23 protein-coding genes are annotated in these 23,438 nt (G+C 45.1%); 3 read left to right on the forward strand and 20 right to left on the reverse strand.

Annotated elements, in window-relative coordinates:
- Window positions 1-227 precede the first annotated feature (227 nt).
- The 7 genes from EDC56_RS12530 to EDC56_RS12560 all read right to left on the reverse strand — a co-directional run bounded on the left by EDC56_RS12530 (window position 228) and on the right by EDC56_RS12560 (window position 5,420).
- On the reverse strand, window positions 228-1,391 hold the full coding sequence (locus tag EDC56_RS12530; protein ID WP_123712925.1) for a zonular occludens toxin family protein: 1,164 nt from the start codon (window positions 1,389-1,391) through the stop codon (window positions 228-230).
- Entirely contained in the window at window positions 1,391-1,711 is a 321-nt protein-coding gene (locus EDC56_RS12535; protein ID WP_123712926.1) for a DUF2523 family protein, read from the reverse strand. The genes EDC56_RS12530 and EDC56_RS12535 overlap by 1 nt, the downstream gene beginning before the upstream one ends.
- Before the next feature lie 8 nt (window positions 1,712-1,719).
- Complete coding sequence (locus EDC56_RS12540; RefSeq protein WP_123712927.1) at window positions 1,720-2,901, reverse strand: hypothetical protein; 1,182 nt, start codon at window positions 2,899-2,901, stop codon at window positions 1,720-1,722.
- A gap of 259 nt (window positions 2,902-3,160) precedes the next feature.
- On the reverse strand, window positions 3,161-3,385 hold the full coding sequence (locus EDC56_RS12545) for a hypothetical protein (RefSeq protein ID WP_148059406.1): 225 nt from the start codon (window positions 3,383-3,385) through the stop codon (window positions 3,161-3,163).
- Between the two features lie 190 nt (window positions 3,386-3,575).
- Complete coding sequence (locus EDC56_RS12550; RefSeq protein ID WP_123712929.1) at window positions 3,576-3,875, reverse strand: hypothetical protein; 300 nt, start codon at window positions 3,873-3,875, stop codon at window positions 3,576-3,578.
- Between the two features lie 15 nt (window positions 3,876-3,890).
- Window positions 3,891-4,169, reverse strand: coding sequence for a hypothetical protein (locus EDC56_RS12555; protein WP_123712930.1), 279 nt, complete (start codon window positions 4,167-4,169; stop codon window positions 3,891-3,893).
- 9 nt (window positions 4,170-4,178) lie between these two features.
- Complete coding sequence (locus tag EDC56_RS12560) at window positions 4,179-5,420, reverse strand: phage/plasmid replication protein, II/X family (protein WP_123712931.1); 1,242 nt, start codon at window positions 5,418-5,420, stop codon at window positions 4,179-4,181.
- A gap of 170 nt (window positions 5,421-5,590) precedes the next feature.
- Here EDC56_RS12560 and EDC56_RS12565 point away from each other — a divergent pair, with 170 nt between their 5' ends.
- A complete protein-coding gene (locus EDC56_RS12565; protein WP_123712932.1) occupies window positions 5,591-5,950 on the forward strand; it encodes a helix-turn-helix domain-containing protein in 360 nt (119 codons plus the stop codon).
- A 266-nt stretch (window positions 5,951-6,216) separates the two neighbouring features.
- Window positions 6,217-6,816, forward strand: a complete 600-nt coding sequence (locus tag EDC56_RS12570) for a hypothetical protein (protein WP_148059407.1) — start codon at window positions 6,217-6,219, stop codon at window positions 6,814-6,816.
- 182 nt (window positions 6,817-6,998) lie between these two features.
- Here EDC56_RS12570 and EDC56_RS19625 read toward each other — a convergent pair whose 3' ends face one another.
- The 4 genes from EDC56_RS19625 to EDC56_RS12580 all read right to left on the reverse strand — a co-directional run bounded on the left by EDC56_RS19625 (window position 6,999) and on the right by EDC56_RS12580 (window position 9,422).
- Window positions 6,999-7,154: a hypothetical protein gene (locus EDC56_RS19625; protein ID WP_162844186.1), complete on the reverse strand. Its 156-nt coding sequence runs from the start codon at window positions 7,152-7,154 to the stop codon at window positions 6,999-7,001.
- Window positions 7,155-7,788: 634 nt separating this feature from the next.
- Window positions 7,789-7,956, reverse strand: a complete 168-nt coding sequence (locus tag EDC56_RS20115; protein WP_123712934.1) for a carbon storage regulator — start codon at window positions 7,954-7,956, stop codon at window positions 7,789-7,791.
- A 607-nt stretch (window positions 7,957-8,563) separates the two neighbouring features.
- Complete coding sequence (locus tag EDC56_RS19630) at window positions 8,564-8,710, reverse strand: hypothetical protein (protein ID WP_162844187.1); 147 nt, start codon at window positions 8,708-8,710, stop codon at window positions 8,564-8,566.
- A gap of 94 nt (window positions 8,711-8,804) precedes the next feature.
- Entirely contained in the window at window positions 8,805-9,422 is a 618-nt protein-coding gene (locus tag EDC56_RS12580; RefSeq protein WP_123712935.1) for an SGNH/GDSL hydrolase family protein, read from the reverse strand.
- A gap of 509 nt (window positions 9,423-9,931) precedes the next feature.
- Here EDC56_RS12580 and EDC56_RS12585 point away from each other — a divergent pair.
- Window positions 9,932-10,456, forward strand: a complete 525-nt coding sequence (locus EDC56_RS12585) for a beta/gamma crystallin-related protein (protein WP_123712936.1) — start codon at window positions 9,932-9,934, stop codon at window positions 10,454-10,456.
- A 162-nt stretch (window positions 10,457-10,618) separates the two neighbouring features.
- On the opposite strand, the gene EDC56_RS12590 is transcribed toward EDC56_RS12585, so the two are convergent.
- From EDC56_RS12590 to EDC56_RS12630, 9 genes are all read right to left on the reverse strand, one after another.
- Entirely contained in the window at window positions 10,619-10,822 is a 204-nt protein-coding gene (locus EDC56_RS12590) for a hypothetical protein (RefSeq protein ID WP_123712937.1), read from the reverse strand.
- Window positions 10,823-11,045: 223 nt separating this feature from the next.
- The gene (locus EDC56_RS12595; RefSeq protein WP_123712938.1) at window positions 11,046-11,783 is read right to left on the reverse strand and encodes a SapC family protein; all 738 of its coding nucleotides are present in this window, start codon (window positions 11,781-11,783) and stop codon (window positions 11,046-11,048) included.
- Window positions 11,784-11,981: 198 nt separating this feature from the next.
- Entirely contained in the window at window positions 11,982-12,536 is a 555-nt protein-coding gene (locus tag EDC56_RS12600) for a GNAT family N-acetyltransferase (RefSeq protein WP_123712939.1), read from the reverse strand.
- Window positions 12,537-12,709: 173 nt separating this feature from the next.
- The gene (locus EDC56_RS12605) at window positions 12,710-12,952 is read right to left on the reverse strand and encodes a plasmid replication protein RepB (RefSeq protein WP_123712940.1); all 243 of its coding nucleotides are present in this window, start codon (window positions 12,950-12,952) and stop codon (window positions 12,710-12,712) included.
- A gap of 327 nt (window positions 12,953-13,279) precedes the next feature.
- Window positions 13,280-15,499: a DEAD/DEAH box helicase gene (locus tag EDC56_RS12610; RefSeq protein ID WP_211333683.1), complete on the reverse strand. Its 2,220-nt coding sequence runs from the start codon at window positions 15,497-15,499 to the stop codon at window positions 13,280-13,282.
- Entirely contained in the window at window positions 15,499-16,806 is a 1,308-nt protein-coding gene (locus EDC56_RS12615) for an ATP-binding protein (protein WP_123712941.1), read from the reverse strand. Before EDC56_RS12615 ends, EDC56_RS12610 begins: the two co-directional genes overlap by 1 nt.
- A 17-nt stretch (window positions 16,807-16,823) precedes the next feature.
- The gene (locus EDC56_RS12620) at window positions 16,824-19,037 is read right to left on the reverse strand and encodes a tellurite resistance TerB family protein (protein ID WP_123712942.1); all 2,214 of its coding nucleotides are present in this window, start codon (window positions 19,035-19,037) and stop codon (window positions 16,824-16,826) included.
- A gap of 334 nt (window positions 19,038-19,371) precedes the next feature.
- A complete protein-coding gene (locus EDC56_RS12625) occupies window positions 19,372-20,310 on the reverse strand; it encodes a bile acid:sodium symporter family protein (RefSeq protein WP_123712943.1) in 939 nt (312 codons plus the stop codon).
- A gap of 247 nt (window positions 20,311-20,557) precedes the next feature.
- Window positions 20,558-23,110 carry a choice-of-anchor D domain-containing protein gene (locus EDC56_RS12630; RefSeq protein ID WP_123712944.1) on the reverse strand — a complete coding sequence of 851 codons (2,553 nt, stop codon included), beginning with the start codon at window positions 23,108-23,110 and terminating at the stop codon, window positions 20,558-20,560.
- Between the last annotated feature and the right edge of the window lie 328 nt (window positions 23,111-23,438).

A 23,438-nucleotide genomic window follows, 5' to 3' on the forward strand; every position in this document is an offset into this window, starting at 1 on the left:
CCTATGTTAAAGCCGCCCGTGTTAGGAGATATAACACGGGCGATTTACGCGCAGTGGCGCTTAACATAAGCTGCAATCACATTATGCGCAATTGGCTATTAGGGCCCTTAGAGGCCGTTCTAGGCTATCTACCTGATTGATAAGGTGCTGGAAAATCATATTCGAAGTTTGAAATGACGCTGTCGGCCCTAAATATGACGCTGTCAGGACAAAATGTCGTTAAAAACTCAAAAGCCCATCGCAGACACCGGAGTGACTGCGGCTTGCATTGCTGCGCCTCGCAACTCCGGTGTCTGCGACTGGCAAAGAACGAGACGACGAAGACTGCCACGCGTGATGGCGACAACACACGATGACAGGCGCTGCACGGTAATACCAAACGCCTGTAGATCTTCAGAACTCAGGTTAAAAACGGTGTCGCCATCCTTGAACGTAAAAAAGTCACGATCATTGATACTGCCGGTATAAATCGCGTCAAGATCCATCAAAACCGGCTGAATTACACTGACAGCATCACCAGAAACCTCAGACAGGCTGTTACCAGCAGCATCACCATCAGCAATAGCAGCAGACGAAACAGTTTGCGCAACAGAAGCCGACTGATCCGCCAGCTCTTCAGGCCGATCTTCCCCAAAACGAGACAAGTTGTAGAAAAAAAACACAAAACAAATGAGTGTGACCACTCCAAAAGCCACCAACTTAGGTTCCTTATAAAGTGGTTTATCTTCGCTAGATTCTTGCGCAACCCCCGTGGCTGTTGACTTATAGCAGTCGAAGTAGCGTTTATCGGCTCGGTACTTCTTGTGACCACCAATAGCGCTGGTGAGTGATTGTCCAGATGTTGAAGCGTCATGACAGACCTCTTTCCAACAATGTTTATGAAACGGAAGTAAATTCGATAGATCGCGGTGACGGTAGGCAAACTCACAAACTTGACGCACTTCCTTATGAACTTTGCCAATATTGGGTGTTGCCATGTAGATGTCCCAATTGTGATGGCGATGGCGATCGAAGGCATCCTCAACCGTCGCCGGGCGACCAACCTCCTCGGCTGCATCCTCACCGTCAGGGAAGTCAAACACATCAAACTTCTTAATACGCGTCGGGTAAATCTTTTGGACTTCATCCATGAAAATGAGCGCTCCCTGCGGCGCCCAATGGAAAAACTTGGCCATCAAATCAAAGCCGTCTTTATCGTGGTTGATTGCAACGATAGCCGCAGAGTCTGGGAAGCGCTCACCGAGTGCTGCTTCAATACGATCAATCGAATCAAAGCCGCGCAGGTTTGTAACAACAACCCTCCCCTCACGCAGCGCAGGAATGACCTTGAATTGCATGATGCCAAAGGATTTATAGCTGCCCGGAGCGCCATGATGAACGACGGCTGTCATCAGAACATCCCCAGAATAAACCGTGTCACATAGGCGTTAAGCAGGACGTTAATTGCATCCGGTATTCTGAACGCAGTAATAATCCCCATGATCTTACTATCGATACCGCCCCAGGCACTATTGATCATGGCGGAGAGGCCAATATTATCGAGAACCGCAACGGCGACCTCATAAGCAAAGACCATCGCGACCATCTTGGCCTTAAACATCCAAATCACAACATACGAGCCGAGCTGTACCAACGCCTCATTAAAAAAGGTATAGACATCAACCGTAAAGAAATCGATTAAGGTCTGAAAACCAACCATCACTTGATCCATATTACCCCCTAATTTTTAGCTGATAAGACGATAAACGCGGCCGACAAACTCGCGCACGCCAAAAACACATTGCCAACAATGGACAACAAAGACATGTGCCGAGCAATGGAAAAATCAACATCGACACCACGGATTTTCGAGACATTAGAAGCCACACTCCCCCCTCCATTCACGCTCAAGCTCAACCGATCGTAGAGGTCATCTTTAACCTCGTTAAACTTATCTTCGTATTCAGACTGAGCGTCGGCCATCTGCTGAGTGAGATCCTCGAACTGACCGCGGTCAGGGACTCTGAGCTTTTTATTGCCAGCGATGCACTGTAGATACGTTTTCGATTGAGGGTTACAGGCACCAGTCGCGACCTCAGCACCTTGAGAATCGGTTTGAACCGGATTTTCCACCACAGCCGGAGGCGGTTGGTCTGACGGGTTATTACCGGGCTGTGACGGGTGATCCGGCGGTAACTCAGGGTCGTATTGTTCTGGTTCTGGACAACTCGCCAAGTCCCAAACCGGCACGTTATTATCACAAAACTGCGACGGCGTCGGACGATCACACGTAAGACCTGACGAGCCGTAGCGGCTGGGGTAACCATCGTCACAGATCTTAGGCACCGGACAATTGGCACCGTAGCAAATTTCATCCGACACCGGGCACTGATTCGCGGAGTTCGGCCGGGAACCGTCGGGGCAGACATAGTTGCCATCAAGGTCGGTCGGGCTGCCCTCACCGGCCTCATCATATGTCCCGCCGAGAGGCTCCCCCTCGGCACCGGTAGCAGGCGCGGCAGGCAACGGGGCGCAATCAGTAGAGCCATCACCGGACGCGATCACCGCAGAATTTGCACCACAACCACCATTCGCTGGCACGCCATCCAAACAAGCGGTACCACCATTGAAAAAGCCGAACGCCCCACCGGCCGCTTCGCACGAGTCTTTTTGAGCCGCGCAATCTGGGTTTGTCAGTATGTCGTTGGAGTTCTCACACGCGTCAGTTGGCTGATCGTCCATACAACCTGTAGAGAAATTTGTCAGACAATCATCAGGGGCGTCGCACTGCTCTAAAGACTGATCCCAGGCGAACCCATCGTCACACGGCCCATCGTCATCACTTTCAGGAATGTAACGATGACAATAGTAACGATTATCATCGGCCTCAAAACGAACAGCAGTTATTACCCCAGAATCCATTACAACCCCCAAAAGGTCGTAACACGCAATTCGGCGAAGAGCTTCAGTCCCCGTGCTTATACGGTAAGTCCAGCCCGCATTCGCAGACATAGACGACATCAACAAAAGAACCACCAACAAATAACGCATCCCTGCCCCACCAATCAAAGAAAAAAAAGGAGGCCGAAGCCTCCGTTGTACAAGCTACGCTATGCGGCCGGTGTAAAACCCATAGACAAAGGACATCCAGAACACCGACACAAGAAGCAGCGTATACACGCTAGGAGCGTTTAAGCAGGCTGATAATAAAACCAACACCGACCATTATCGCGGTTAGACCGATAAGACCAGTAATCGCCAGCCCTACAGAGACCTCACCAGCAGCGAATGCATCCGTGATATCGCTATCAGCAGCCATTGCACCAGCAGATACAAGCATGCCAGCACCTGCAACAACACCAGCCTTTGAAAACTCTACAACCTTGCCTTTAACTTCTTTCAACATAATAAACTCCATTTCTATCATTTTTATGAGCGTGACATCAGCCTGATGACTTTGCCCGTTACATGTCCGCTAATGAACGTGACGATGCAGCCAGAAAGCACGGCGGCGAACATCGCAGGATCAAAGCTAAACAATTCGGTTAGCGTATTTGACAGAGTTATAACCGCTGTCAGATCGCAAGATTCCATTTTTAGCCAGCCTTCTTTAGCGCTGCTGGCTTAACGTCAACAACATCAAGATAAGTGGTGTCCTCATCAAATTTCTTTTGCTGACCAGTACTTTTATCTGTCCAAGTCTTATGGCGAACAACACCGCGAACATTCACTTTAACTTCAACCTCTTGTAGTGGGCTGCCCAATGCTTGGTCAGAGTAAAGCTTGAACTTTGACGGGTGACTGAAAGCGTCCGGTGCCGGAGTAGTCACAATCGTGATCGTTCTGCCGTTATAAACTTCTGATTTTTCGATGCGTGCTGTCATAGTAAATTGCATATCAGTACCTTTTGGTTACGAGTAATCGGCATCATGTGCCTGTTTTGCCTTCGCATCTAAGTAAGCGAGAGGAGATCTGTTAGATAGAATTAGTGGTGAAGATGGGTTTTTCTGGAGGGTTTCAACCTGCAATTTCAACGCGAGATACAGTTCCTCAGTCCAACCAAGAGTGCCGTTTTGAGCCATTTTTTCACGTTCCGCAAGGATATTATCGACGTTGCCGCCATCGATGATCCCCTTTGCAAAATGGTAGATAAACCGTTGATCTGAAACGGGAGAAGCTAAGCTAAACATGGCAAATCCTTATGCAATGAGTCGTAAGTGGCGGCGACGGTCATCAAACCCAGATTCGGGCTCAACGTACCAATCTGGGCGTTGCTGGCTGAAGTCCACGTTAATCAGCTGAACCATAGAGACAACGTTTTCATTAGGCTTATCTGGGTCAAGCGATTTAAGAAGTGCCCGAGAAATACCGGCATCTTCCAAGTGTTTTACATTACGGAAAAAAGTTGAGCTTTTCTCAGAGGCGAGTTGATCATAGCCCTCGCGTTTAATATCTCGATACATACGAAATATCGCATTAGCCTTACGCTTGCAGACTTTCCCGTTATCCTTTACTTTTATGTACTTAGCGTCAATCTTCAACCTGATTGAGTTATCATCTACGTTCTTCATTGTGTGGCCCTCAAACTGGGAAAAGTAGCGATCAAACGCCCTATGCCATAATAGTTGTGCTAACGGTTGTTTATGTGTGCGCTCGTACCAATCGTGGAATTTGAGGAACTCAAATAACTTTAACGGGATACCATCGGTTTCTAGTGCTCTATAGCCTGTAGTGGCCTCAAAACGAATGCGCCCGAACGCAAAGTCTTGCAATCGCTCATCAGACAAAACAGCGACTTTATCGCTTTGCCTCTTTTTTGTAGCATCTTCAAGATCCGCTAAAAGTTCTTGATGCTTGTAATAGACTTTTTGCCGACGATACTCGCTATATTTATTCGCCTGCATATAGCCCTGATAACGGCTAATCGAGTCTTTATTGGGGAATAGGTTTTCAAACATCCTGATAACCTGCGCACGCTTATATTCGCTAGGGATCAATGCTGAGTAGGTCGAGTCAAGGTAACGAATCTCAGCTTCAGGGATGTCTAAGTGTTCGTAAAGCTTAGGAAAAGCTAAGGCGACATTAGCGAGCATCTGCATTATCCCCGGCTTAATATCCTCCGTTCCAAAAACATTATGACCTTGCAATATCTTGGATGGGCTCGCCTTAACACTAATGTGTGGCCACTGATAAAAACCATTGCCTTCAGGGAAGAATCCAATTGCTGTTTGGGATAACGCGCTAGAAATAGAGTTCCAAGTTTGAGCTTTAGGTGTTGAATGAACCCCTTTACCGTCCACGAATACAACTGAGGCGGATGCAGGAAATTCATACTTACTAATATCAACAAAGCCGCAAGGCTCACCATCAGGCGACAAATCAGCCAGCAAGTTCACGTGCTCAAATGCAAATGGTATCCGTATATCTGCTTTATCCCACATGAATCCCTGCCAAAAAATATACTAGGTCTATAAGGTGATAGTAATACACCCTATAGGCCTATGACAAGAATATATGACGAATAATCAGTAAATAAATAGGCCTAAGAAGCGACTATAATGGCAACATAGTGCATAAAGAACTATTTAGGCATACAAATAGAGGCCAAGTAATGAGCATAGCCACCAATCTAACCAACCTAAGAAAGGAAAAAGACCTAAAGCAAAGCGAACTCGCAAAGCTCGCGAATCTAAAGACCGAATACATCTCTAAGATCGAGCGGGGGAAAATGAACCCAACCGCCGAAAAGATAAAGAAAATCGTCATCGCTTTGGAAACAACAGCGGACCGCCTGTTGTTTGACGAGGATGAATACGAGCCAGAAGATGACCTAAAGCCCTACTTCACTAAAGCCTCGAGCCTGAGCCAATACCAGAAAAGCGTAGTGAAGGACTTCCTCCGTGGATGGATATCTGTCTGCACATCAGATGCACTATCAGGAACAGAGCAAACAAGGCGCTTCGATGACTAGTAAAAAGTCCCATCATGGGACTGATACGGGGCATTAGAGTGCCCCGTATGGCTCAACTGCTTTCAAGACAAAAGCCAGATCAAAAGCCGACGGTGTTACACAGTAGATCGAGCAATCGAATAAGTACTCCTGCTCGTTTGAAGAGGTAAAGCGGTTGATATTAAGAAGCTGAGATAAAGAGCAAATAGGTATATCGGTGTGAACCGATGACTGCCGCGACCATCCGATCGCAAGCCAAACAAAACTATCCCAGGAACAAAAGCAAAATGGATCTAGAAGCAAAAGACGTAATCATTCCTGTTGTATCACTATTCACACTCTTTATCGGAACATGGCACGGCAGAAGATGCCATGAAAGCGCACTAAGATCTAACGAAAAAACACACAAGATGGCGCTAAAACATAATGAAACAATGCAAACTAAAGCATTTGAAGAAGAAGAAAGAAAGCGCAAAGAAAACATAAAGATAGAGAGGCTTGAGGAGGCGTATAGCCTTGTTCCTGATATAGCAGATGAATGCAGAAAAAACACAGATGATGAGCTAGACCTGATAGAAAAAGCTAAAAAGGGGTGCCCTGAGCCTCAAGGAAGAAGAGAAAAAAATAGCAACAGCAACAAAGGATTGAGGTTAAGCATGATAATAGCGTCATGCACAAACGGAGATACTGAAAAAAAGTGCGATGAGTTCATAGAATACTATCTCAGAACCATAGGCACAGAAGGAATAAATTGGTATGAAGGAAAAGATAGTCAACACCTCGAAAGCAAAAAAAACTGGATAAAGATTCATCATGACGAGGGAATGTATTTAGCTGGCAAACTAAGCGATAGCATTTCCCGAGAAATAAAAAAGCTAATGAACTAGCTCTTTATCGACCTAGGAAACCTGCTCGTTTGAAGAGGTAAAGCGGTTGATATTGAGAAGCTGAGATCAAGAGCAAAGTGGTATATCGGTGTGAACCGATGACTGCCGCGACCATCCGATCGCAGCCAGACACAACTAGCCCAGGAACAAAATAGATAGCCCGCCAAAACGGGCCTCTAAGGCTAGCGGTAGTGAAGCTCGATATTATTACCAGAAAAAATCGAGACATCACCAACACTGAAGACAAGCCCATCACCTTGAGTCAATGGCTGACTAAAACACGCAAAGACAGTAGTAAGTACGACTGATACCAAAAAATGAAACTTATTCTTATGCATAAATTGCTTCCTTATAAGGGAGATTGATCCCCGCAAAGTAAAGCATCTGTGAGAAGCAATATTTACGAGGAAAGATTAAACCAAGACAGCCCTCCGGCAACCTTGGAAAGCCAACAGTACCTCAATACATCTAACAGGGCAAACCCCACCCATGTAGTTATTTCTTATAGTACTTTCGACTCAGGAACAAAAAAGCCGACAATAGAATTGCCGGCTTAGGAGATATCATACCATATATTTCGTTCGAGCACAAGAAAGCGCCCTTTAAAACAGGCGCTTATTTCAATGACCTAGAAAGAGGCCACCCATAGGTTACAAACTATGGTTACTTTAGTGCCAGGCAATGAGTGGTTGCAGCACGTAAAGCATGTAAATATCACTTCTCACGATGTAAAAGATACATATACAAATGTTAGCAGTCAATTGAATTCTCAACTAAGTGAGTAAGTTTTGACTTTAGTATCAGCAACTTGAAGAGGCAAAAAATTGTAAATCCTATTAGCAACAGACCCTTACAGGCCTATTTAGACCTACAAAAGGTTATTAAACCATTCTATGCGTCAATGAACATTAACAGGTTTAAACACCATTTATTAGGTATATCTAATATACAGACAGCCCATATGTCACGAACCTATGACTTTTGCGACTTAGAAAACCTAACTTTTGCATCAGCTCTAAGAATGGGGACTTCAGGAGGCGCAGTAATAAATATTCTAGTTTGATGACCGTACTGCTCTACTTCAACGATAGCATTCCCAATTGTCACTCTTTGATTGTTACCCAACGTTAAAACCAACATAAGACACTCCTTGTCTGTTAGTGAGAACCAAGCGTAGTACAAGAGCGCAACTTGCGCATAATGCAGCCTATGTTAAAGCCGCCCGTGTTAGGAGATATAACACGGGCGATTTACGCGCAGTGGCGCTTAACATAAGCTGCAATCACATTATGCGCAATTGGCTATTAGGGCCCTTAGAGGCCGTTCTAGGCTATCTAGCTGATTGATAAGGTGCTGGAAAATCATATTTAAGATTTGAAATGACGCTGAACACCATAGATTTTGTGCTTGGATACATGTTGCTATTGAAACCGCGAAAAATTATTAACTTTCACAGCTCGGTTTCGCGCCGATGAGAAATCAGAAACAGCGTAAGCATGTCGTGGCTATGGAAACTAAGCTGATATTCTTTGAGCATCGATACGTTGGATGCATTAAAAAAGGGGCCGAAGCCCCTTTTTTATATTATTGCAAAAAACCATTGTGATCTTGAAGGCGGCATCGACGCTTTCAGCGTAGCCTCTCAAGTAGTTATTCATATTACCTGCACGTGGACGCATCAGCTTTAATTAATTCTAATGCAATTTGTACTGCAGTTGCCCTACGTATCTTTTTTATATCTTCTTCGCTATCGCTCATAAACAAAACCTTTCTTCATATTATTTTTGGAAAGTGCAGCTTGCACCCCCACTAATACTAACACACTAGATATTGTTCTTTTTCTTTTAAGTGCAAGAATTAATTGCGGTTTTGTAATTAATAACGCAAAAAGCATAGACCACTCCTGGAATAAGCATTACCTCTAGCGTGAAAATGGTAACCACTGATCAAAGTCTATCTTCGATTCAGCGGCCCATCCATCGTGAACGTTAACTGCTGACGATCTTGTTGCTCAGTGTGACGGCAAAATCTTGGTGTTGATGTGCCGTCCAATGGAAGCCATCGGCATCGCTTGTTTCTATTATCTCGCTCGCATCCATGTACAAGATGCCGAGCTCATCCGCGACTCTTTTATACTCAGCGGAAAATTGCAGCGACTTATCTCTGGCGCCGATAAAACCCATGACTTCTTCTGGCATATCAGCCACGTGAGTCGGTGCAATTAGCAGTATCTGAGCATTGGCGTTTTCAACAAACTCGCTATTGAGCACCATTTTACAGAGCCTTTTGACACTCTGGCTAATATCCGACGGCGTGAGATTAAATTGCGACTTAAGATCGTTGGTACCTAGCATGATGACGACTAGATCCAATGGCCTATGGCTCTCAAGTAGCATAGGCAAGTAGCGAGCCGCGTTTCTAAAATCACGACCAGGTTCATCAAAGCCTGAGTTACGGCCGGGAAGCCCCTCCTCTATAACTCGAAAGTTACTACCGAGTTTATTTTGCAGTACCCCCGTCCATCGCACATGCCAGGGATAGCGCAGACAAGTGGCTGGGTCATGCCCCCAAGTATTGGAGTCACCGAAACACAATATATTCTTCATTTCTCTCTCATTATTAACTGGCAAACAACATTTAACTCAACGACTTAGGGTAGCATTTTCGCCTTGATAAGACTACATGAGTGCTGTGGGTTTGGTATTAAAGGAGTATAACAATGGCATAAAGAGCTAGTTGTCTCACTGTGAGACGCCGGCAGAACCTGCTGAGCTGCAGCACTCACTAAGCCCACAGAGCCAAGGATACGGCTATCATTAGTTGACGGAGGTTGTCGCTGCCACTATTCCAGTCATTTTCTTTGTAACTCCCGCTGAAATAACAACGGCGACAACGACAGCCCTGCCGGCGAATAAGTCATTAAAAACTGTAGACTTGGTAATGAAATGGCCCGAGAAGTTGACCTAAAACACCGATTCAATCAGATAGCGGATAGATTCCTCCTGTACGCACTGGTGTCCACTGGGCAACAACATTACTATCGCGGGCAGTTCACCCGCCACTGATTGTTTTTTAATCACTGGCTATCCTTTATTTTCTAATCGATGAGGAAAATATGAAGAAGATTCTTTGTTTAGCGATGATGTTGGGCTGTGCAGCAAGCGTACAGGCGTCCTCAAACCACAATGACGAGACCATTTACATCTGCACTATGTCTGCTTTCTCTGACACCTTTGCCGACGCTGGCAGAACAGAGCAAGAAGCGCGCGATAAAGTCGTCGAGCGGTGCAAGACCAAACGTAACGAAATGTTTTGTCAGCCGAAAGATTCTCATTGCTTCACCAGCACGCTGGCAGGCAATGGAAACAACAACAATCACCACAATAAAGGCAGTCTTGTTCTCTATAGTCACAAGAACCAAAAAGGGCATTCGGTCACTATAAATAAGGATCAGGCCAACTTCTTCAAGCAAGACTTCAACGACAAGATGGTTTCTTTCCATGTACCTAAGGGTTGGAAGGTGCGCTTCTATGAGGACATCAACTTCACTGGTAAGTCGTACACCTACAAAGGCGGCAACGATAACGCCGATGGTTTCGAGCACAGCGTCAGTTCAGTAAAGATCATACACACGCGCTAATTGCTCTGCCCCCTGCTCCATATCCCCTGTAAAGAGTGTCGATTGAATCGGCACTCTTTACCCATCAGCTCGTTTTGTTCGATTCGAAATCTCGACTCATCACCGATATAAGTTGCTGATAGCAATATAAAACATCATATTTAAAATTTGATATGACCTCTTTTAGGCTTCCAGTAATGGCTCTGCCTGGACGGAATTGTCCGCGGGTAACGTACGCATAAAGCCTTGGCTGGCTTGGAAGGTATCGGCTGTGTGGCATTTCGGGCAGTGTGCCTGGTAACTGATTTCACTATCAAACTGGCCGAAGACGAAACAACTGTATTTATCGTGGCAGCCCTTACAAACAATTTTTATGTCATGAACCATAACAGCCTCTTAATCATATAATTTTTAGTTTTCTAAACATACAACGCTTCCCAGCATGGCCGAATAGCTATTTATACTTATGCGACAGATCGAGATCCAGACACAGCCACCCTACTCTCATCCATTTGGAGGTTATTTTGTTGGCTATCGTTGATTGCTTGTGGTGGGAATTCTGGCAGCGCCTCCGCTGGAGACGAGGCGCTGTGGGGGTGAGCGGGTATCGCTAGGCTGCTGCAACAGTACTCGGTAACTTATTGACCAGCTTTTTAAAATTACGCATGGAGGCTAAGTGCGTGTAAATTAACTCTAAGCCATCATTGGTAAACAGCTCTTTAATTGCCTCGTCACCTAGCCCTTTAAGCTTGCCGCGGTTAACCGCCATAAAGCCACCGAGTTGAATTTTCTCGTCACTGCCGGCGGGCGTTATCTCGGCTCCCATGGGCTCAAGCAGGTCTAACTCAACGAGCTTTTGACAGAAATTCTGCGTTTTCGCATAGTGTGATTGATACTCTTTAAGGAACTCGAGCACCTTATTCAGGTAGCTGGTGCGCTCGCCTTCAGAATCAAATAAGCGCTCGCCCTTGCCCTCTGTGTTACAGCCTTTAAACGCCTCATCAAGGCACAGTGTAAGGTCGCCACTCTCATTAGCGCTCGCGAAGACGAAGGGATAGCGACGCAAGAACGCCGGCACATAAGCGGCGTCGAAACGGCCATCTTCTAGGGTGAATAGATTCTGAGCGTCACGCAGTCCCAACACGGCGACAGGCATCAGTTGATCGCCTTTGCCGGCAAAGACAATGGGGAACTCATCGGCGGCGTTTGCGAACTCGACGGCGGTTAACGGCAACGAGTTAAGTTGGCTTGCGAAGCTGTAATCCTCGTCGACCTTAATCGACCAATCAAGATGGCGCTGCGTGGACAGTGGTTTCGCGTTGTTATATATAAGCATTTGTTTTGACATTGATTCCTACCTTCGTTGTCCATTTGTTTAGCAGTCCTGCTAAACGTTTTTGGCGGATAAAACTAATCTGCGAGTATCGCGGCAGCGGTATAGTTGCGGCGATGAAGTCACATTATTGGTCGTAAAGCGCTATAGGTGGTTGATAGTAACAGAATGATTCGCATCGGCAACTCACCCGAGTTTCAACAACCGAACTCATTAAGCGCCCTCCCCAATATGCCGGCTTGAAAGGCGGGCATCATTCTCTTGAGCGGCTTCTTTTGTGATCTTGTAGATATCAATATCAAAACCCTCAGGCGCCGAGAACGTCATTTCTTTAACCCAGCCAATTTTTTTAATAAATGATGCGCAGCGTGAATTTCCGGGCATAACGCCGCCGGTGAAATGTCCTCTACCAGTCTTCTCAAAACCCCATCGCACAACTGAATGTGTTGCTTCGGCTGCGTACTCCTTACCCCAGTGACGTTTGGCTATTAGGGTCCCGAGCTCTAAGCTATCCCACTCTTCACGATACAAGAAGCCGCAACGCCCAACGAAGTCGCCGGTTTCTTGTTCAAAAATAGCAAAGCTACCGACACCCTTCATTGCCCAGTGACCTATCATACTGCAGCAATGATTAAAGACCTGGTCAGGGGTCATTGTCGTTCCTTGACCTATAAATTTCATTACATCTGGATCGCTGTGTAACTCTTGTAAGTGCTGATAATCATCTGAGCATATTGGTCTGATGTGTAGCCGCTGTGTAGTTATCATTATGATTTTAAATCCTATTTATGTTTATGCGTTAGGGAAAGCCTGTTTTCGAAGCGAGTATGATTCAAATTTACTCATATCCCAAATTACGCGCAAAGTCTCGCTGTTCTCGATAGTTGCGTTCAGCTTATCAAAGAATGAATCGTCGGCATCTGGTGGTAGCTGATAGGCTGCTAAGCATCGTAAGGCATCGTGCTCTCGATGGTTACCTCTTGAAAGCCGATCTTAGTCGCCGCTGCAAAGGCCGCATCAATCGACTTATAGATACAGTCGCCGCCGCGCTGACGAGTAACCATAAACGGCTTATACCGCCCCACCAACTCAAGCCCCCAGCCCAAGGCCGTTGGCGACGGTATGATCCTAGCCCCCTTAAGGAAGCCCGCGGAATGATAGATAGCGCATTCAGATATAATCATAATAATGAGTTAATCAAATTCCGATTTTGATTAATTCTAGGTCGCTTTGGTGTGCAAAGCAAAGCGGGAGCGCTGTGGCTTAGTAGTTAGATGGGTGCGAGGGCAAAGCCCCCTCGCATATTTTATATGCTTCTTCTTTTATTTCGCTATGGCGTATAGAATTAATAGAGAATCTAAAGCTGATATTTTTTGCATGTCTACAAACTCATAAATTACGAGACACTTGATGCACTAATAACTTTTTTTGATAAAAAACTTACTGTATCGAGCTCTATCAGATCAACTGGACAAGCAGTTGTCGCTAGACCCGAGAAGTTAATTATCACTCTATAAACCCATCTCGTATAGCCATTTTACCGTAGATCTAACATCAAAGGCCCTTTCACCATATGATAGGTTTAATAGTTCCTCTGGCAGTAAATGATCGTACTTTTCTATAATTTTATTTCTTACATGCTTCGCTAAATCTGCGTTTGTTGTTCTAGACATTGAGGTAAAAGATTTCAATGCTTTCTGTACAGTTGATAGTTGCGCTTTCTCAACTTCAATGACACCAGCGGAGCAATCAACATCAAATCCAGACTGGGCAAGCATGGCATAAAGAGTATTTACTATTCGATCTCCCATCCAAGGAATAACATGCACTGAGGAGCCTTGCTGAATGAGGTGGTTATTTTTTAGATCTTTTTGTTTGTAGAAGCTCAAGCCTTCATGGAATAAACCTTTACCTGCCGAGTCCAGAAAATCTAACTTGGCTCCATTTGACGAAATTTTGTAATCGCCCGAGCTATAAATATCAAACATTTCTTTCCTAATTCGATCGTTTACTGACATACCGCCACCACCAAACTTAGGTGGTTTACCTCCTTTAGCAGGGGAGACGAGTATAACTTTTTTCTCCACATCTACATCCAGAACTATCCAGCGCCTGCCACCAAAAACGATATAGCTATCAGGTAGAATGACTGAGTCTATAGGTAATGTGCCCAGTGTTTTTCCTTCAACTACTACGCGATATTCTTCCGGCGTTTTAAATACGGCATAAAAAGAATAATGACCAACCAGCTGTTCTCCTAATTCACCTAGCACCAATTCTCCACTACCAATTTGAATAATTAGATTTAAGCCCCCCATTTGGCTTACTAACTGCTTAAAGTGCTCTACGGTAACAGCGCCAAAAAAGCCTTCTTTGCAAAGCAATGCCCATAACTGGTCAGGTCTAACACCGCCCCACTGTGCAATAACCGCCAATATCTGATGAAGTAATGTTGAGAAATGATAGAGGTGAGTGTCGGATGGTTCATACCATTTTTCCATCAGTAATAATCGAATCATCGCCAGGCTTTGAAGTAACTCTAATCTGAGCTTATCACCTACGCAGGAATTTGCATTCAGCTCTTTCTCAGTGATATACATTCTGAGTATCGCTGGCGTATCTCTGCGACCTGATCGGCCTATACGCTGGCGCAAGCTTGCCACTGAGTGTGGTGCTGTGACTTGTGCGACAGATTTTACTTTACCAATGTCGATACCAAGCTCCAACGTCATGGTGCATACAGCTGTGGTAGGCAATGTTTCTTTCTGAAGCCTAGACTCTAAGTCGGTTCTTAATTCTTTAGAAAGAGAACCGTGGTGAGGAAAAAACTCATTAGGTACATGATTTTTTTCACAGAGGTCACTTAACATCACCGCAAAGTTTTCTGTGCGTTGCCTACTGTTCGCAAACACGAGGTGTGAATCTCCCCGCAATACATCATATAAATCCAAAGCAATCTGTTGCTCAGCAGTTTTTATATCAGATATTTCTTCATCAGAAACTTCAGAGGTATCGGGCTCTTTTTCTTCATAGCCTCTAACCTGCATTTTCAAAGAGGATTGAGATTGTTTTCCGACGATCAACTCACAAGGGATAGATTTAGATGGCCTTAGATAATCTAATACACCGTCCATATCCCCTAATGTCGCACTAAGAGCAATTCTTGGTATTGGTGACGTTTGCCTTTCTAACAAACATTCAAGGCGATGCATGACAGCTTGTAATTGGCATCCTCGTTCAGAGCCTATGAAAGCATGGTACTCATCAATAATAATGTACTTCAAGTTTTCAAATGCCGAAACAAGCCAACCGGACTCCCGCATTAACATGGACTCTAAGGACTCTGGCGTTATTAATAAAATACCTTCAGGGTCTTGCTTTGCCTTCTTCTTTCTTGATTGCAGACTATCTCCATGCCATGGAGTTACCGTCATATCTAAATCGTCACAAAGGCCTTCTAAGCGGCGGTATTGATCATTAATCAGCGCCTTTAACGGACTGATATATAAAATACCAAAACCATCTTTATTATTAGCAATTGCACTGCAGGCGGGTAAAAATGCTGCTTCTGTTTTACCTGCTGCCGTTGAGGCACTAATAACCAGATCAGTCTTGCCTGCAAGAATGGGAGCAATAGACATCTCTTGGATATCTCTCAAAGTGTCCCAGCCTTGTTTATAGACCCACTTCTGTACTCTGGTATCTAGCTGATCAAAAGCACTATTCATCATTAAATAGTGAAGCTGGCTAAGTCATCATCGGGTGTTGCTTCGATTTCAGGCATATCACTGGCTTGCTCAGATTGAACATCTGTTTTTTTAATTAATTGTTGCCATGTAATATCAGGGTGCTGTTCTAGAACAGCCAACATATCTACAAAAGCCTTAATCGTATTTCTAGGCGTTCGAAAATAAGAATCACCGACTTTTTGACTGCAATGCTTTAAGAATGCCTCAAGAGCTTCATCAGGCACTAGGTATTTGCTTTCATCCCCTGAAGAAAATACATGCCTAAGATTACGTAGTAAGATATATAACTCTTCTGGGGTTAAGCTAGCCAAATGTATGGAAGGGGATGAGTAGTCAATGACACCTGATTTTTTTGCGAAGCTATTTTCAGCTAAACGCGATTGTAAGGCATCATAACTATAAAGGCCTTTTCTTGGGTCTAATAAAAACTCTGGTGTACCACCTAGCAAAAAGCCTATATTCTCAGCATTCCCCTGTAAACAATCGTTCAGGATACGCAATATTTGCTCGTAATTAGACACTCTGGCCTGTGTGTTGTTTAACTTATACAAGTTTACCATTTCATCAAGGTTCACCAATAAGCCTTCATAACCTGCTTGGCGTACAAATAAACTCAGAAGCTTTAATGAATCATAAAAGGAAGCATCAGAAATAATGGTTCTTATGCCTAAATCTTTCTTGGCATCTGTTTTTGTTGAATATTCAGCTCTCAACCAACGTACAGCATTGACTTTCAGCTGTTCATTATCACTTTCATGGCCATTCCAATAAGCTTCTATGACTTTCGCAAAATCATATCCCCCTACTAACTCCGTCAATTCGCTGAGGCGTTCATGGATAACCGTGGGCACCTCTATGCCTTTAGCGTCCGCTTCTTGTCGTGCTTGTGTGATAAAACGCTCAACGACACTAGTTATTGCATTTCCTTCAGATTTATTCCTTGTAGCCATATTTCGCATCAATTCAGAATAGAGGTTTCTGGCTTGACCACCGGAGGCATGGATACGTCGATCTGGGGATAAATCAGCAGTGACGGTTACCAGCTTCATTTCCAAGGCAATGGATCTGATGACACTTAAGAAAAATGTTTTACCGGAGCCATATTCACCAATCACTAATCTGAAAGCAGCACCACCAGCGACAATACGCTCAATATCTTGATGTAGTGCTTTTACTTCATTTACTCGCCCCACTTGGATATGCTGGATACCTACACGTGGGGTAACACCCGCTTTAAGCGACTGGATAATCGCATCACGCTCTTTGGGTCGAATTTTTTTGCTAGCCATAACTATTCCCTTAAAATTTAAAGCGCTGCGATTTCTTCTGCTAACTCAAGATCGACAAATACTGTACTACCATCTTCAACGATGGGTGCATCAAGATTTTCGAAGGCCCAGTCATTCAGTGTTTCAATGGCCCCATTCATCATTAGGTTCAGCTCTTTACAAAGAGACCTCACTTCTTCTGAAGCCCATTGTTCTTTAGTGATTAACGTTTCATAAAAACGTGTATGAGACGCATCTAGACCTGTGATTGTGCCAACTGTAGGCAGACCTTCAACAACTTCTGGCTCATCGTCGATAGTTTCATCGACAAAGATTGATCCAAGAATAGCTTTGACATCATCTGTCTCACTTCCATGAATATTGATCAGTTCATAATTAAGGGAGAATTCAGAAGAAACCAGCGACTCAGGCTGTTTAGCGCTGGTGCTGGCTGTCGGTTCTGGAGCAACCTTGCGGGATGTTAAGCTATGAATGTCACTTGAAACCATACTTTTATCCAATCCAAGTGATGTATATAGTTTCTCAAGTTGCTTGATTTCAGTAGGGTCTACATTGCCATCAGCCAAAGCCACACCTACAAGAATGTGACTTACTGCGGTTTTCTCTCTATCACTAATAGACTCCAGGCGAGCCTTTAAACCGGTCATGTTCACCTTGGTATTTAATCTCCAATGCAAATACGCCTGTAAAGAGGGCTTTTCATCTTTCTTTAGCTGCTTGTCTTCTGAAATGAGTTTTTCTAGAAGATCTATTTCTGAGTTATCTATATGCCCATCAATTGAGGCAACCATAGCGCCCAATCTTAGAATTGTACCCACTTGATTAAATGCATTGCTGGGCTTAAATCCCTCACCATGAGCTTTGTTAAATAAAACGACATTACCATTTAACTCAGGTTTTGCTTGATGGTAACGAACATCAGGAGCTAAACCAAAACCTGACTTTTCAACTAGGCCTGCCAACATTATCGCTTCTTTCTTATTAATCTTTAAAGGTGCTTCTTCACCAAGCTGAGATAACAATTCCTCAGTAGTCACCAACCCTGATTCGCTATCAATCTTAGAAGCAATCCATGATTTTAATTGGTCGAACTGACTATTACTGCTGCTTGCAGCTAAATCAGTTGGCAAGTAAGCGGCAGCTGCAAGTGATTCTCTTGAGTTTTCTGGTTTACCGATAAAACGGCTATATGCCTCAAGTTCAACAGTACATACCTCTGCCAAAACCATCAGCTTTTTCACTGGGGCTTTTAATCGGCTAGCATCCGGTAAGTCTACCTTTGTGCCGTGACTGCCTCTAAGTGAGCTGCTGGCCGGATAATACTCTAACTGAACCTTGGTTTTATTGGGCGCTATGACTAAACCATCACCAAACTTCTTCTTATAGCGCATTGCAAATAGTTCATCGAACTCTTGCTCACAGCGCCTTGCCGGGGTGCGCAGACTAAATTCAGGGTGACTCTTTATCCATACCAGTGCCAGCTCACTTGTTACCGGTTCACCACGATCCACTGTTTTAGCTAGTTGGAGCTTAAATACGGAGGTGAAACCTCGTTTTGCCAAAAGTATTGATTTATCAGGATGTTGATCAGGCTTATACAAGGCCCAAGCATGCGAAAGCAGACCTGTTGCATACCCATTAAACGAACGGTTATCACCATATATAGTTCTTAGGCGTTGTAGCTCATTAATTAAAGCATCTATCTCTGAATCAGATACATCACCTGCTGCTGCATCAACAAGTATGCGACGTTCAAGTCCATAAAAGTAGAGAAATACATAACCAATATAAGCTTCAGGGTCCTTTCTATCGCTGGCTAACCATTCAATATATGCAGCTCGACTCTGGGGACTAATCTGGCCATAGGTCGGCCAATACCCCATATCATCACCGCCATAATCTGGCGATGAATTATTAAGTTTGAGAGTTGGGTCTATGAGAGATGCTTCAGTATCATAGCCATCCAAGCTTTTAAGACTACCACCCGTATAAAAATAGCCTCCGCTAATACTTTCACTGCCGACTTTGATTGCTTCACCTGGCTGCACCCATTTCCCTGGCTTTTTATTTTTTGACTCAGGCTCTGATGAATAACTGGTAGATGTGGAGACTGTAATGCGAAAATCTGTTAATTCATTTTCAACATCGTCTAAAGGAGCGGGCTTCTTCAAACTATTTTTCGCCACTGCATAAATGACAACACCAACGATAATTATTATCAACAACTCCATCAAGTACCTATCTCCAGTTATGCGGGCTTATAATGATTTTTGATATATCGCGGTTATTCTGAAGCTCAAAGGTTAAAGAGTCAAAGAAGTTAAGCAATATTAGGAGTCTCAACAGAGGATTAAAGCACTTTAAATTGTTATCAGCCACACTGATGGGCCAAAGCCCCCGATACGGGGCTTTGTTGTTGTGTGCAATCAAACTCTCTTAATCTTTGTTCATCAGGGGATAGTTATCACCCCTAAAAAAACACTAAGGACGACATAGAGAGCGATCTAATACCCGTCTGACCTTATGTTTGGTACCCTGTCCTCTCGCGTTCATTTTGACATACCACTAAAAAGTGGGACTCTCCCCCCCATCCCCCCTAACTCCCCTACTAGACCAATACCCCGCGATCAGCGAGCCTGATAGGTTGTGCCAGATAGAGAATATTGCGGCGGGCAGTGCCGATGCTGGGCTGAAAAACTTAATGCATAACGCGGTAGCGAGGCCGGAGTTTTGTAGGCCCACTTCTATTGAGATGGTTTTACAAACGGTATGGTTGAACCCTAACAGGCGGCAACAGAGGTAACCCGCTGCTAGCCCTAGGCTGTTATGTAATACGACAGCGACGAGTATGATTGGGCCTATCTTATCAAACTGCCCCGCATTCAATCCCACGATAATACTGATGGCCAAGACTATCGCCAGTATCGATACCAGTGGCAATATGGGGGTGATCTTGCTGACCTGGGCGCGAAAATAATGATTGATCAGCACACCGATGGTCACCGGCATTAGCACAATCTTAACCAGACTGATCAGCATTGCTGATAGCGGGACATCGATTACATGGCCTAACAGCAGACTAATAATCAGCGGCGTCAGCAACACTCCCGCTAGCGTCGAAATCGCCGTCATGGTAATCGACAATGCGACATCACCTTTTGCGAGATAGCAGATCACGTTTGAGGCCGTGCCACCGGCGACACTGCCGACCAGTACCATGCCAATGACATTATCACGATCTAAACCTAACGCTAGACTGATTAACAGTGCGCCTATGGGCATGATGCTAAATTGTAAAATCAAGCCAACGAGGACAGCCCTCTTCTGTTTTATCGCCGCTGAAAAATCATCCAAGCTAAGAGTGAGCCCCATAGAGAGCATGATAACAATCAGCAGCGGCACGATCATCAACTTGAGATCGGCAAACCATTCGGGGATACAGTACGCCGTGATTGCGCCAATCAGCGCAAAAACTGGGAAAAATCGGTTGATGTTAATTAGCATGTTGCCTCTTTAGAATACTGTTCCGTCAGGGACGCTCTAGGACAACAACGATATAGATATCTCTCTGTAGCGCAATAAGCTTCTCTGTTGTTAACAGAAAGTTAAGCACGAAGATATAAACAGCCGGGTGTTATGCTTTGCGACATAATACTACCGCCTTGCTATCCTAAATTTTGGCCAAGCTAGACGATGTTTAATAGGCAAAAAAAAGCCCGCAGTTGCGGGCTATTTTATTTAAGCAAAGATCCTAATCACACAGCGGGCTTATCTTATCGAGCTCATTCGTTGTCGTGGTAAACGAGAAGTCAGAGCCATCGCTGAAGAAGTAATAGGTCATGCCGTTGGGCAACAATTGGATACCGATACCGCCATAACCCGACATGTAAGGCACCCAAGTTTCCTTCGAGCAGTTTTGCATCACAGACGATGCGTTAAGGTCGTAAGACCAGAAGCTATCGTTGTAATAGGCCGTTGGCGTATTTTCGGATGGGTCTAGGGGCAAGCCGCGGTCATTAGCATCTCGCTGTAGCGCGGCATTGACCATATCAGCATCCAAGACTTGTGTGCCATTGATGGCGCCGTTGTCATTGTTGAGCATTGCCGCCAGCTTAACGACATCGTCACGATGATAGAACAAGCCCAATGCAGTCAAAGCGGCCGACTCACTGTCGGTAGTACGTATCGACTGTGACATGGACGGGCTCAAGCCCAGTGGTGCAAAGACATCGGCCACCAACATATCAGCGAAGAACTCTTTGCTCCCGCCTTCTTCGTTCTGCAGGTAGTCATTAACACCGCGGCCGACTAAGTAGGAATCTGACGAATGATAGACCCAAGTTTTGCCGGCATCTTCTTTATGGCTATAGAAGTTACAAGAGATATCGACCTTCTCGCTATGGCTGTTGCTGTACAACCAGTCGACCGCGGAATCAACCTCATCTTTCTCATAGTTTGAAGAGTTATAGTTACCCGTGGCCATATCAAGTGCGTTCTCTAGCGTGACACTGCCCCACTTCGTGCTGTTGTCGCACTCAGAGACATAATCTTTGACGATTGCATCTTTAGCTCCTGGGTACTTTTGCTGCAAACGCATTAGGCTCAAAGCACCGACGACGGATTTTGCCGTAGAGTAGGAAGGCAGACTCATCACGTCACAGAATGGATAAGTACCATAACGTGTCTCACAGCCGCCGACATAATGCACACCATTGTAAACAACGCCGTACAGCGTCATATCATCGGCATTCTGGTCTGAGGCAATCTTACTGATATCGACAGAGGCGTTCGGATAATCCGTCGCGAGTTCACTGATCGCCTTGATCGGCATACGGCTCGATACTTCAGTCTCATAAGCACTCTTGATTGACTCCGCACCGGCAACTGCGCTTTCGCTATAGCTAGCCGCTAGCCTACCGTACAGATTAAACTGGTAATAGGCGCATGTTTCAGAGGCCACTTGATACTGCACATTGGAGATCTCGCCGCCATCTTTAAAGAGGAAGCTCAAGACACCGTTATGGGTACAGTTCTGATTGTACTCAACAAGGGTAAAAGGCATTGCCGCACGGCTATAGCCATTATCACTGCTCTCATCCCATACGCGGCCAGGTTCTAGGATCAAGTCCCACTCGCCCAGAGCCGAAGCCGAGGTAATTAAGCCGCGCTGTTGCGGAATAATATGGGTCCCGTGTTGAACAAACGTATAATCGAAATCCGGCAGCTGCTTAATACCGCTTAACGTGGCGTAACGATGTGGATCAGTGATTCTTTTCCAACCCCGCTCAACCCCTGTGAATTTAAGACTTCCCTGAAAGGTATTGCTTGGGTTGGCAGCAGCCTCAGGTAGCGTAAAGCCACTGAAATCAACCAAGCTGCCATCGCCTGCACTCCCCGTTAACTCACTGTAGGTAACCGTTGAGCGCGAGACGTCACCGTCGCCGCTTAAACAGTCATAAGCACACACCGGATTGCCGCCCTCCTCTATACCGCTGCCGGTGACATCAAAGCTATAGGACGACTCGTCACTGTCATTCGAGCTAATGATTAACGCGTCACTATACGAGGCTACCGAAGTAGGCGTGAATAGTACGTTGGCACTGCAACTAACACCTGCGCTTAAAGTGCTATTACTGCAATCATCACTACTAAGGCTAAAAGGTGCAGATAGGCCAGAGAGTCCGCCCAATACCAGCGAAGCATCACCGTCATTCTTGATCGTGATAACAGAACTCGTCGATGCCCCCAGCAAGACAGAACCTAAGGCCGATGTACCCGATACCGTGATCTCTGGTGCCGGCTCAACATTTCCAGCACTACCTTCCACGGTAATATTATCCAGATAACAATAGTCATTCTTACGATCGCCCGCAGCTAACACACGTAGTTGAAAGTCACTGTTGTCGTCGGCATCACTCGGAGAGCCGCTATAGCTGAGAAATGCTGAGTTATCGTTGCCGTTGGCAACGGTGAGTAACGTCACCCAACTGGTTCCACCGTCTACCGAGGCCTGTGCATAGCACTCATCACTTGCTTCTAAGGAATGTGCCGCCAAGTTCAATGCAACTGAAACGTCGACGTAGCCAGCGGTTGAGATAGCAGCCGTTGCTGCTGCGCTCTGATTAACGCGGAGCGAATAGTTGCCAGCATATTGGTTTAGCGTGGCTGAGCCTGAACCTGATGACGTCCAGCCGCTGATATTACCGTCTTGAAAATCCTCGCTAAAGATGACTTCAGCCTGCGTCAGCCCTGACGCCGAGAAAATTACTGTGGCGATACTCGCCGCAATCGCTTTGTATTTCATTATATCCTCTCTTAAATTAAGGAGTTATTTTATTATTTGTAATAGCAAAACTCAGGCACCATCCGACTTAAAGCGTCAATAACATCCAGCCGTTAGCAATGAAAAACACGACAACAGATTCGCTTCAATAAACCTGTTGCTCGCATTAACACAACCTACCAAACAACGGTTTTACTGGTACAAAACTAGGTTACTACTTACACAGCGGGCGTATAGAGCCAGTCAAATTGATCGGACAGGTCCAGTTGATTATTCTTGAACAAAAAAAGCAGCCAGGGGGGTGGCTGCTAATTTTGGGCGGTAATTTTTACTGTTTTTAGACGTAAGG

This window comes from Sinobacterium caligoides (assembly GCF_003752585.1).
Lineage (GTDB): Bacteria > Pseudomonadota > Gammaproteobacteria > Pseudomonadales > Sinobacteriaceae > Sinobacterium > Sinobacterium caligoides.

What these genes read in the sequence shown, in the direction of transcription:
- EDC56_RS12550 (WP_123712929.1), bottom strand. Translation starts at nt 3,875, where the DNA reads ATGCAATTTACTATGACAGCACGCATCGAAAAATCAGAAGTTTATAAC.
- EDC56_RS12560 (WP_123712931.1), bottom strand. Translation starts at nt 5,420, where the DNA reads ATGTGGGATAAAGCAGATATACGGATACCATTTGCATTTGAGCACGTG.
- EDC56_RS12545 (WP_148059406.1), bottom strand. Translation starts at nt 3,385, where the DNA reads ATGTTGAAAGAAGTTAAAGGCAAGGTTGTAGAGTTTTCAAAGGCTGGT.
- EDC56_RS12615 (WP_123712941.1), bottom strand. Translation starts at nt 16,806, where the DNA reads ATGGCTAGCAAAAAAATTCGACCCAAAGAGCGTGATGCGATTATCCAG.
- EDC56_RS12580 (WP_123712935.1), bottom strand. Translation starts at nt 9,422, where the DNA reads ATGAAGAATATATTGTGTTTCGGTGACTCCAATACTTGGGGGCATGAC.
- EDC56_RS12610 (WP_211333683.1), bottom strand. Translation starts at nt 15,499, where the DNA reads ATGATGAATAGTGCTTTTGATCAGCTAGATACCAGAGTACAGAAGTGG.
- EDC56_RS12630 (WP_123712944.1), bottom strand. Translation starts at nt 23,110, where the DNA reads ATGAAATACAAAGCGATTGCGGCGAGTATCGCCACAGTAATTTTCTCG.
- EDC56_RS12540 (WP_123712927.1), bottom strand. Translation starts at nt 2,901, where the DNA reads ATGGATTCTGGGGTAATAACTGCTGTTCGTTTTGAGGCCGATGATAAT.
- EDC56_RS19630 (WP_162844187.1), bottom strand. Translation starts at nt 8,710, where the DNA reads ATGCTTTTTGCGTTATTAATTACAAAACCGCAATTAATTCTTGCACTT.
- EDC56_RS12625 (WP_123712943.1), bottom strand. Translation starts at nt 20,310, where the DNA reads ATGCTAATTAACATCAACCGATTTTTCCCAGTTTTTGCGCTGATTGGC.
- EDC56_RS12600 (WP_123712939.1), bottom strand. Translation starts at nt 12,536, where the DNA reads ATGATAACTACACAGCGGCTACACATCAGACCAATATGCTCAGATGAT.
- EDC56_RS12605 (WP_123712940.1), bottom strand. Translation starts at nt 12,952, where the DNA reads ATGATTATATCTGAATGCGCTATCTATCATTCCGCGGGCTTCCTTAAG.
- EDC56_RS20115 (WP_123712934.1), bottom strand. Translation starts at nt 7,956, where the DNA reads ATGTTGGTTTTAACGTTGGGTAACAATCAAAGAGTGACAATTGGGAAT.
- EDC56_RS12535 (WP_123712926.1), bottom strand. Translation starts at nt 1,711, where the DNA reads ATGGATCAAGTGATGGTTGGTTTTCAGACCTTAATCGATTTCTTTACG.
- EDC56_RS12565 (WP_123712932.1), top strand. Translation starts at nt 5,591, where the DNA reads ATGAGCATAGCCACCAATCTAACCAACCTAAGAAAGGAAAAAGACCTA.
- EDC56_RS12595 (WP_123712938.1), bottom strand. Translation starts at nt 11,783, where the DNA reads ATGTCAAAACAAATGCTTATATATAACAACGCGAAACCACTGTCCACG.
- EDC56_RS12570 (WP_148059407.1), top strand. Translation starts at nt 6,217, where the DNA reads ATGGATCTAGAAGCAAAAGACGTAATCATTCCTGTTGTATCACTATTC.
- EDC56_RS12620 (WP_123712942.1), bottom strand. Translation starts at nt 19,037, where the DNA reads ATGGAGTTGTTGATAATAATTATCGTTGGTGTTGTCATTTATGCAGTG.
- EDC56_RS12530 (WP_123712925.1), bottom strand. Translation starts at nt 1,391, where the DNA reads ATGACAGCCGTCGTTCATCATGGCGCTCCGGGCAGCTATAAATCCTTT.
- EDC56_RS19625 (WP_162844186.1), bottom strand. Translation starts at nt 7,154, where the DNA reads ATGCATAAGAATAAGTTTCATTTTTTGGTATCAGTCGTACTTACTACT.
- EDC56_RS12585 (WP_123712936.1), top strand. Translation starts at nt 9,932, where the DNA reads ATGAAGAAGATTCTTTGTTTAGCGATGATGTTGGGCTGTGCAGCAAGC.
- EDC56_RS12555 (WP_123712930.1), bottom strand. Translation starts at nt 4,169, where the DNA reads ATGTTTAGCTTAGCTTCTCCCGTTTCAGATCAACGGTTTATCTACCAT.
- EDC56_RS12590 (WP_123712937.1), bottom strand. Translation starts at nt 10,822, where the DNA reads ATGGTTCATGACATAAAAATTGTTTGTAAGGGCTGCCACGATAAATAC.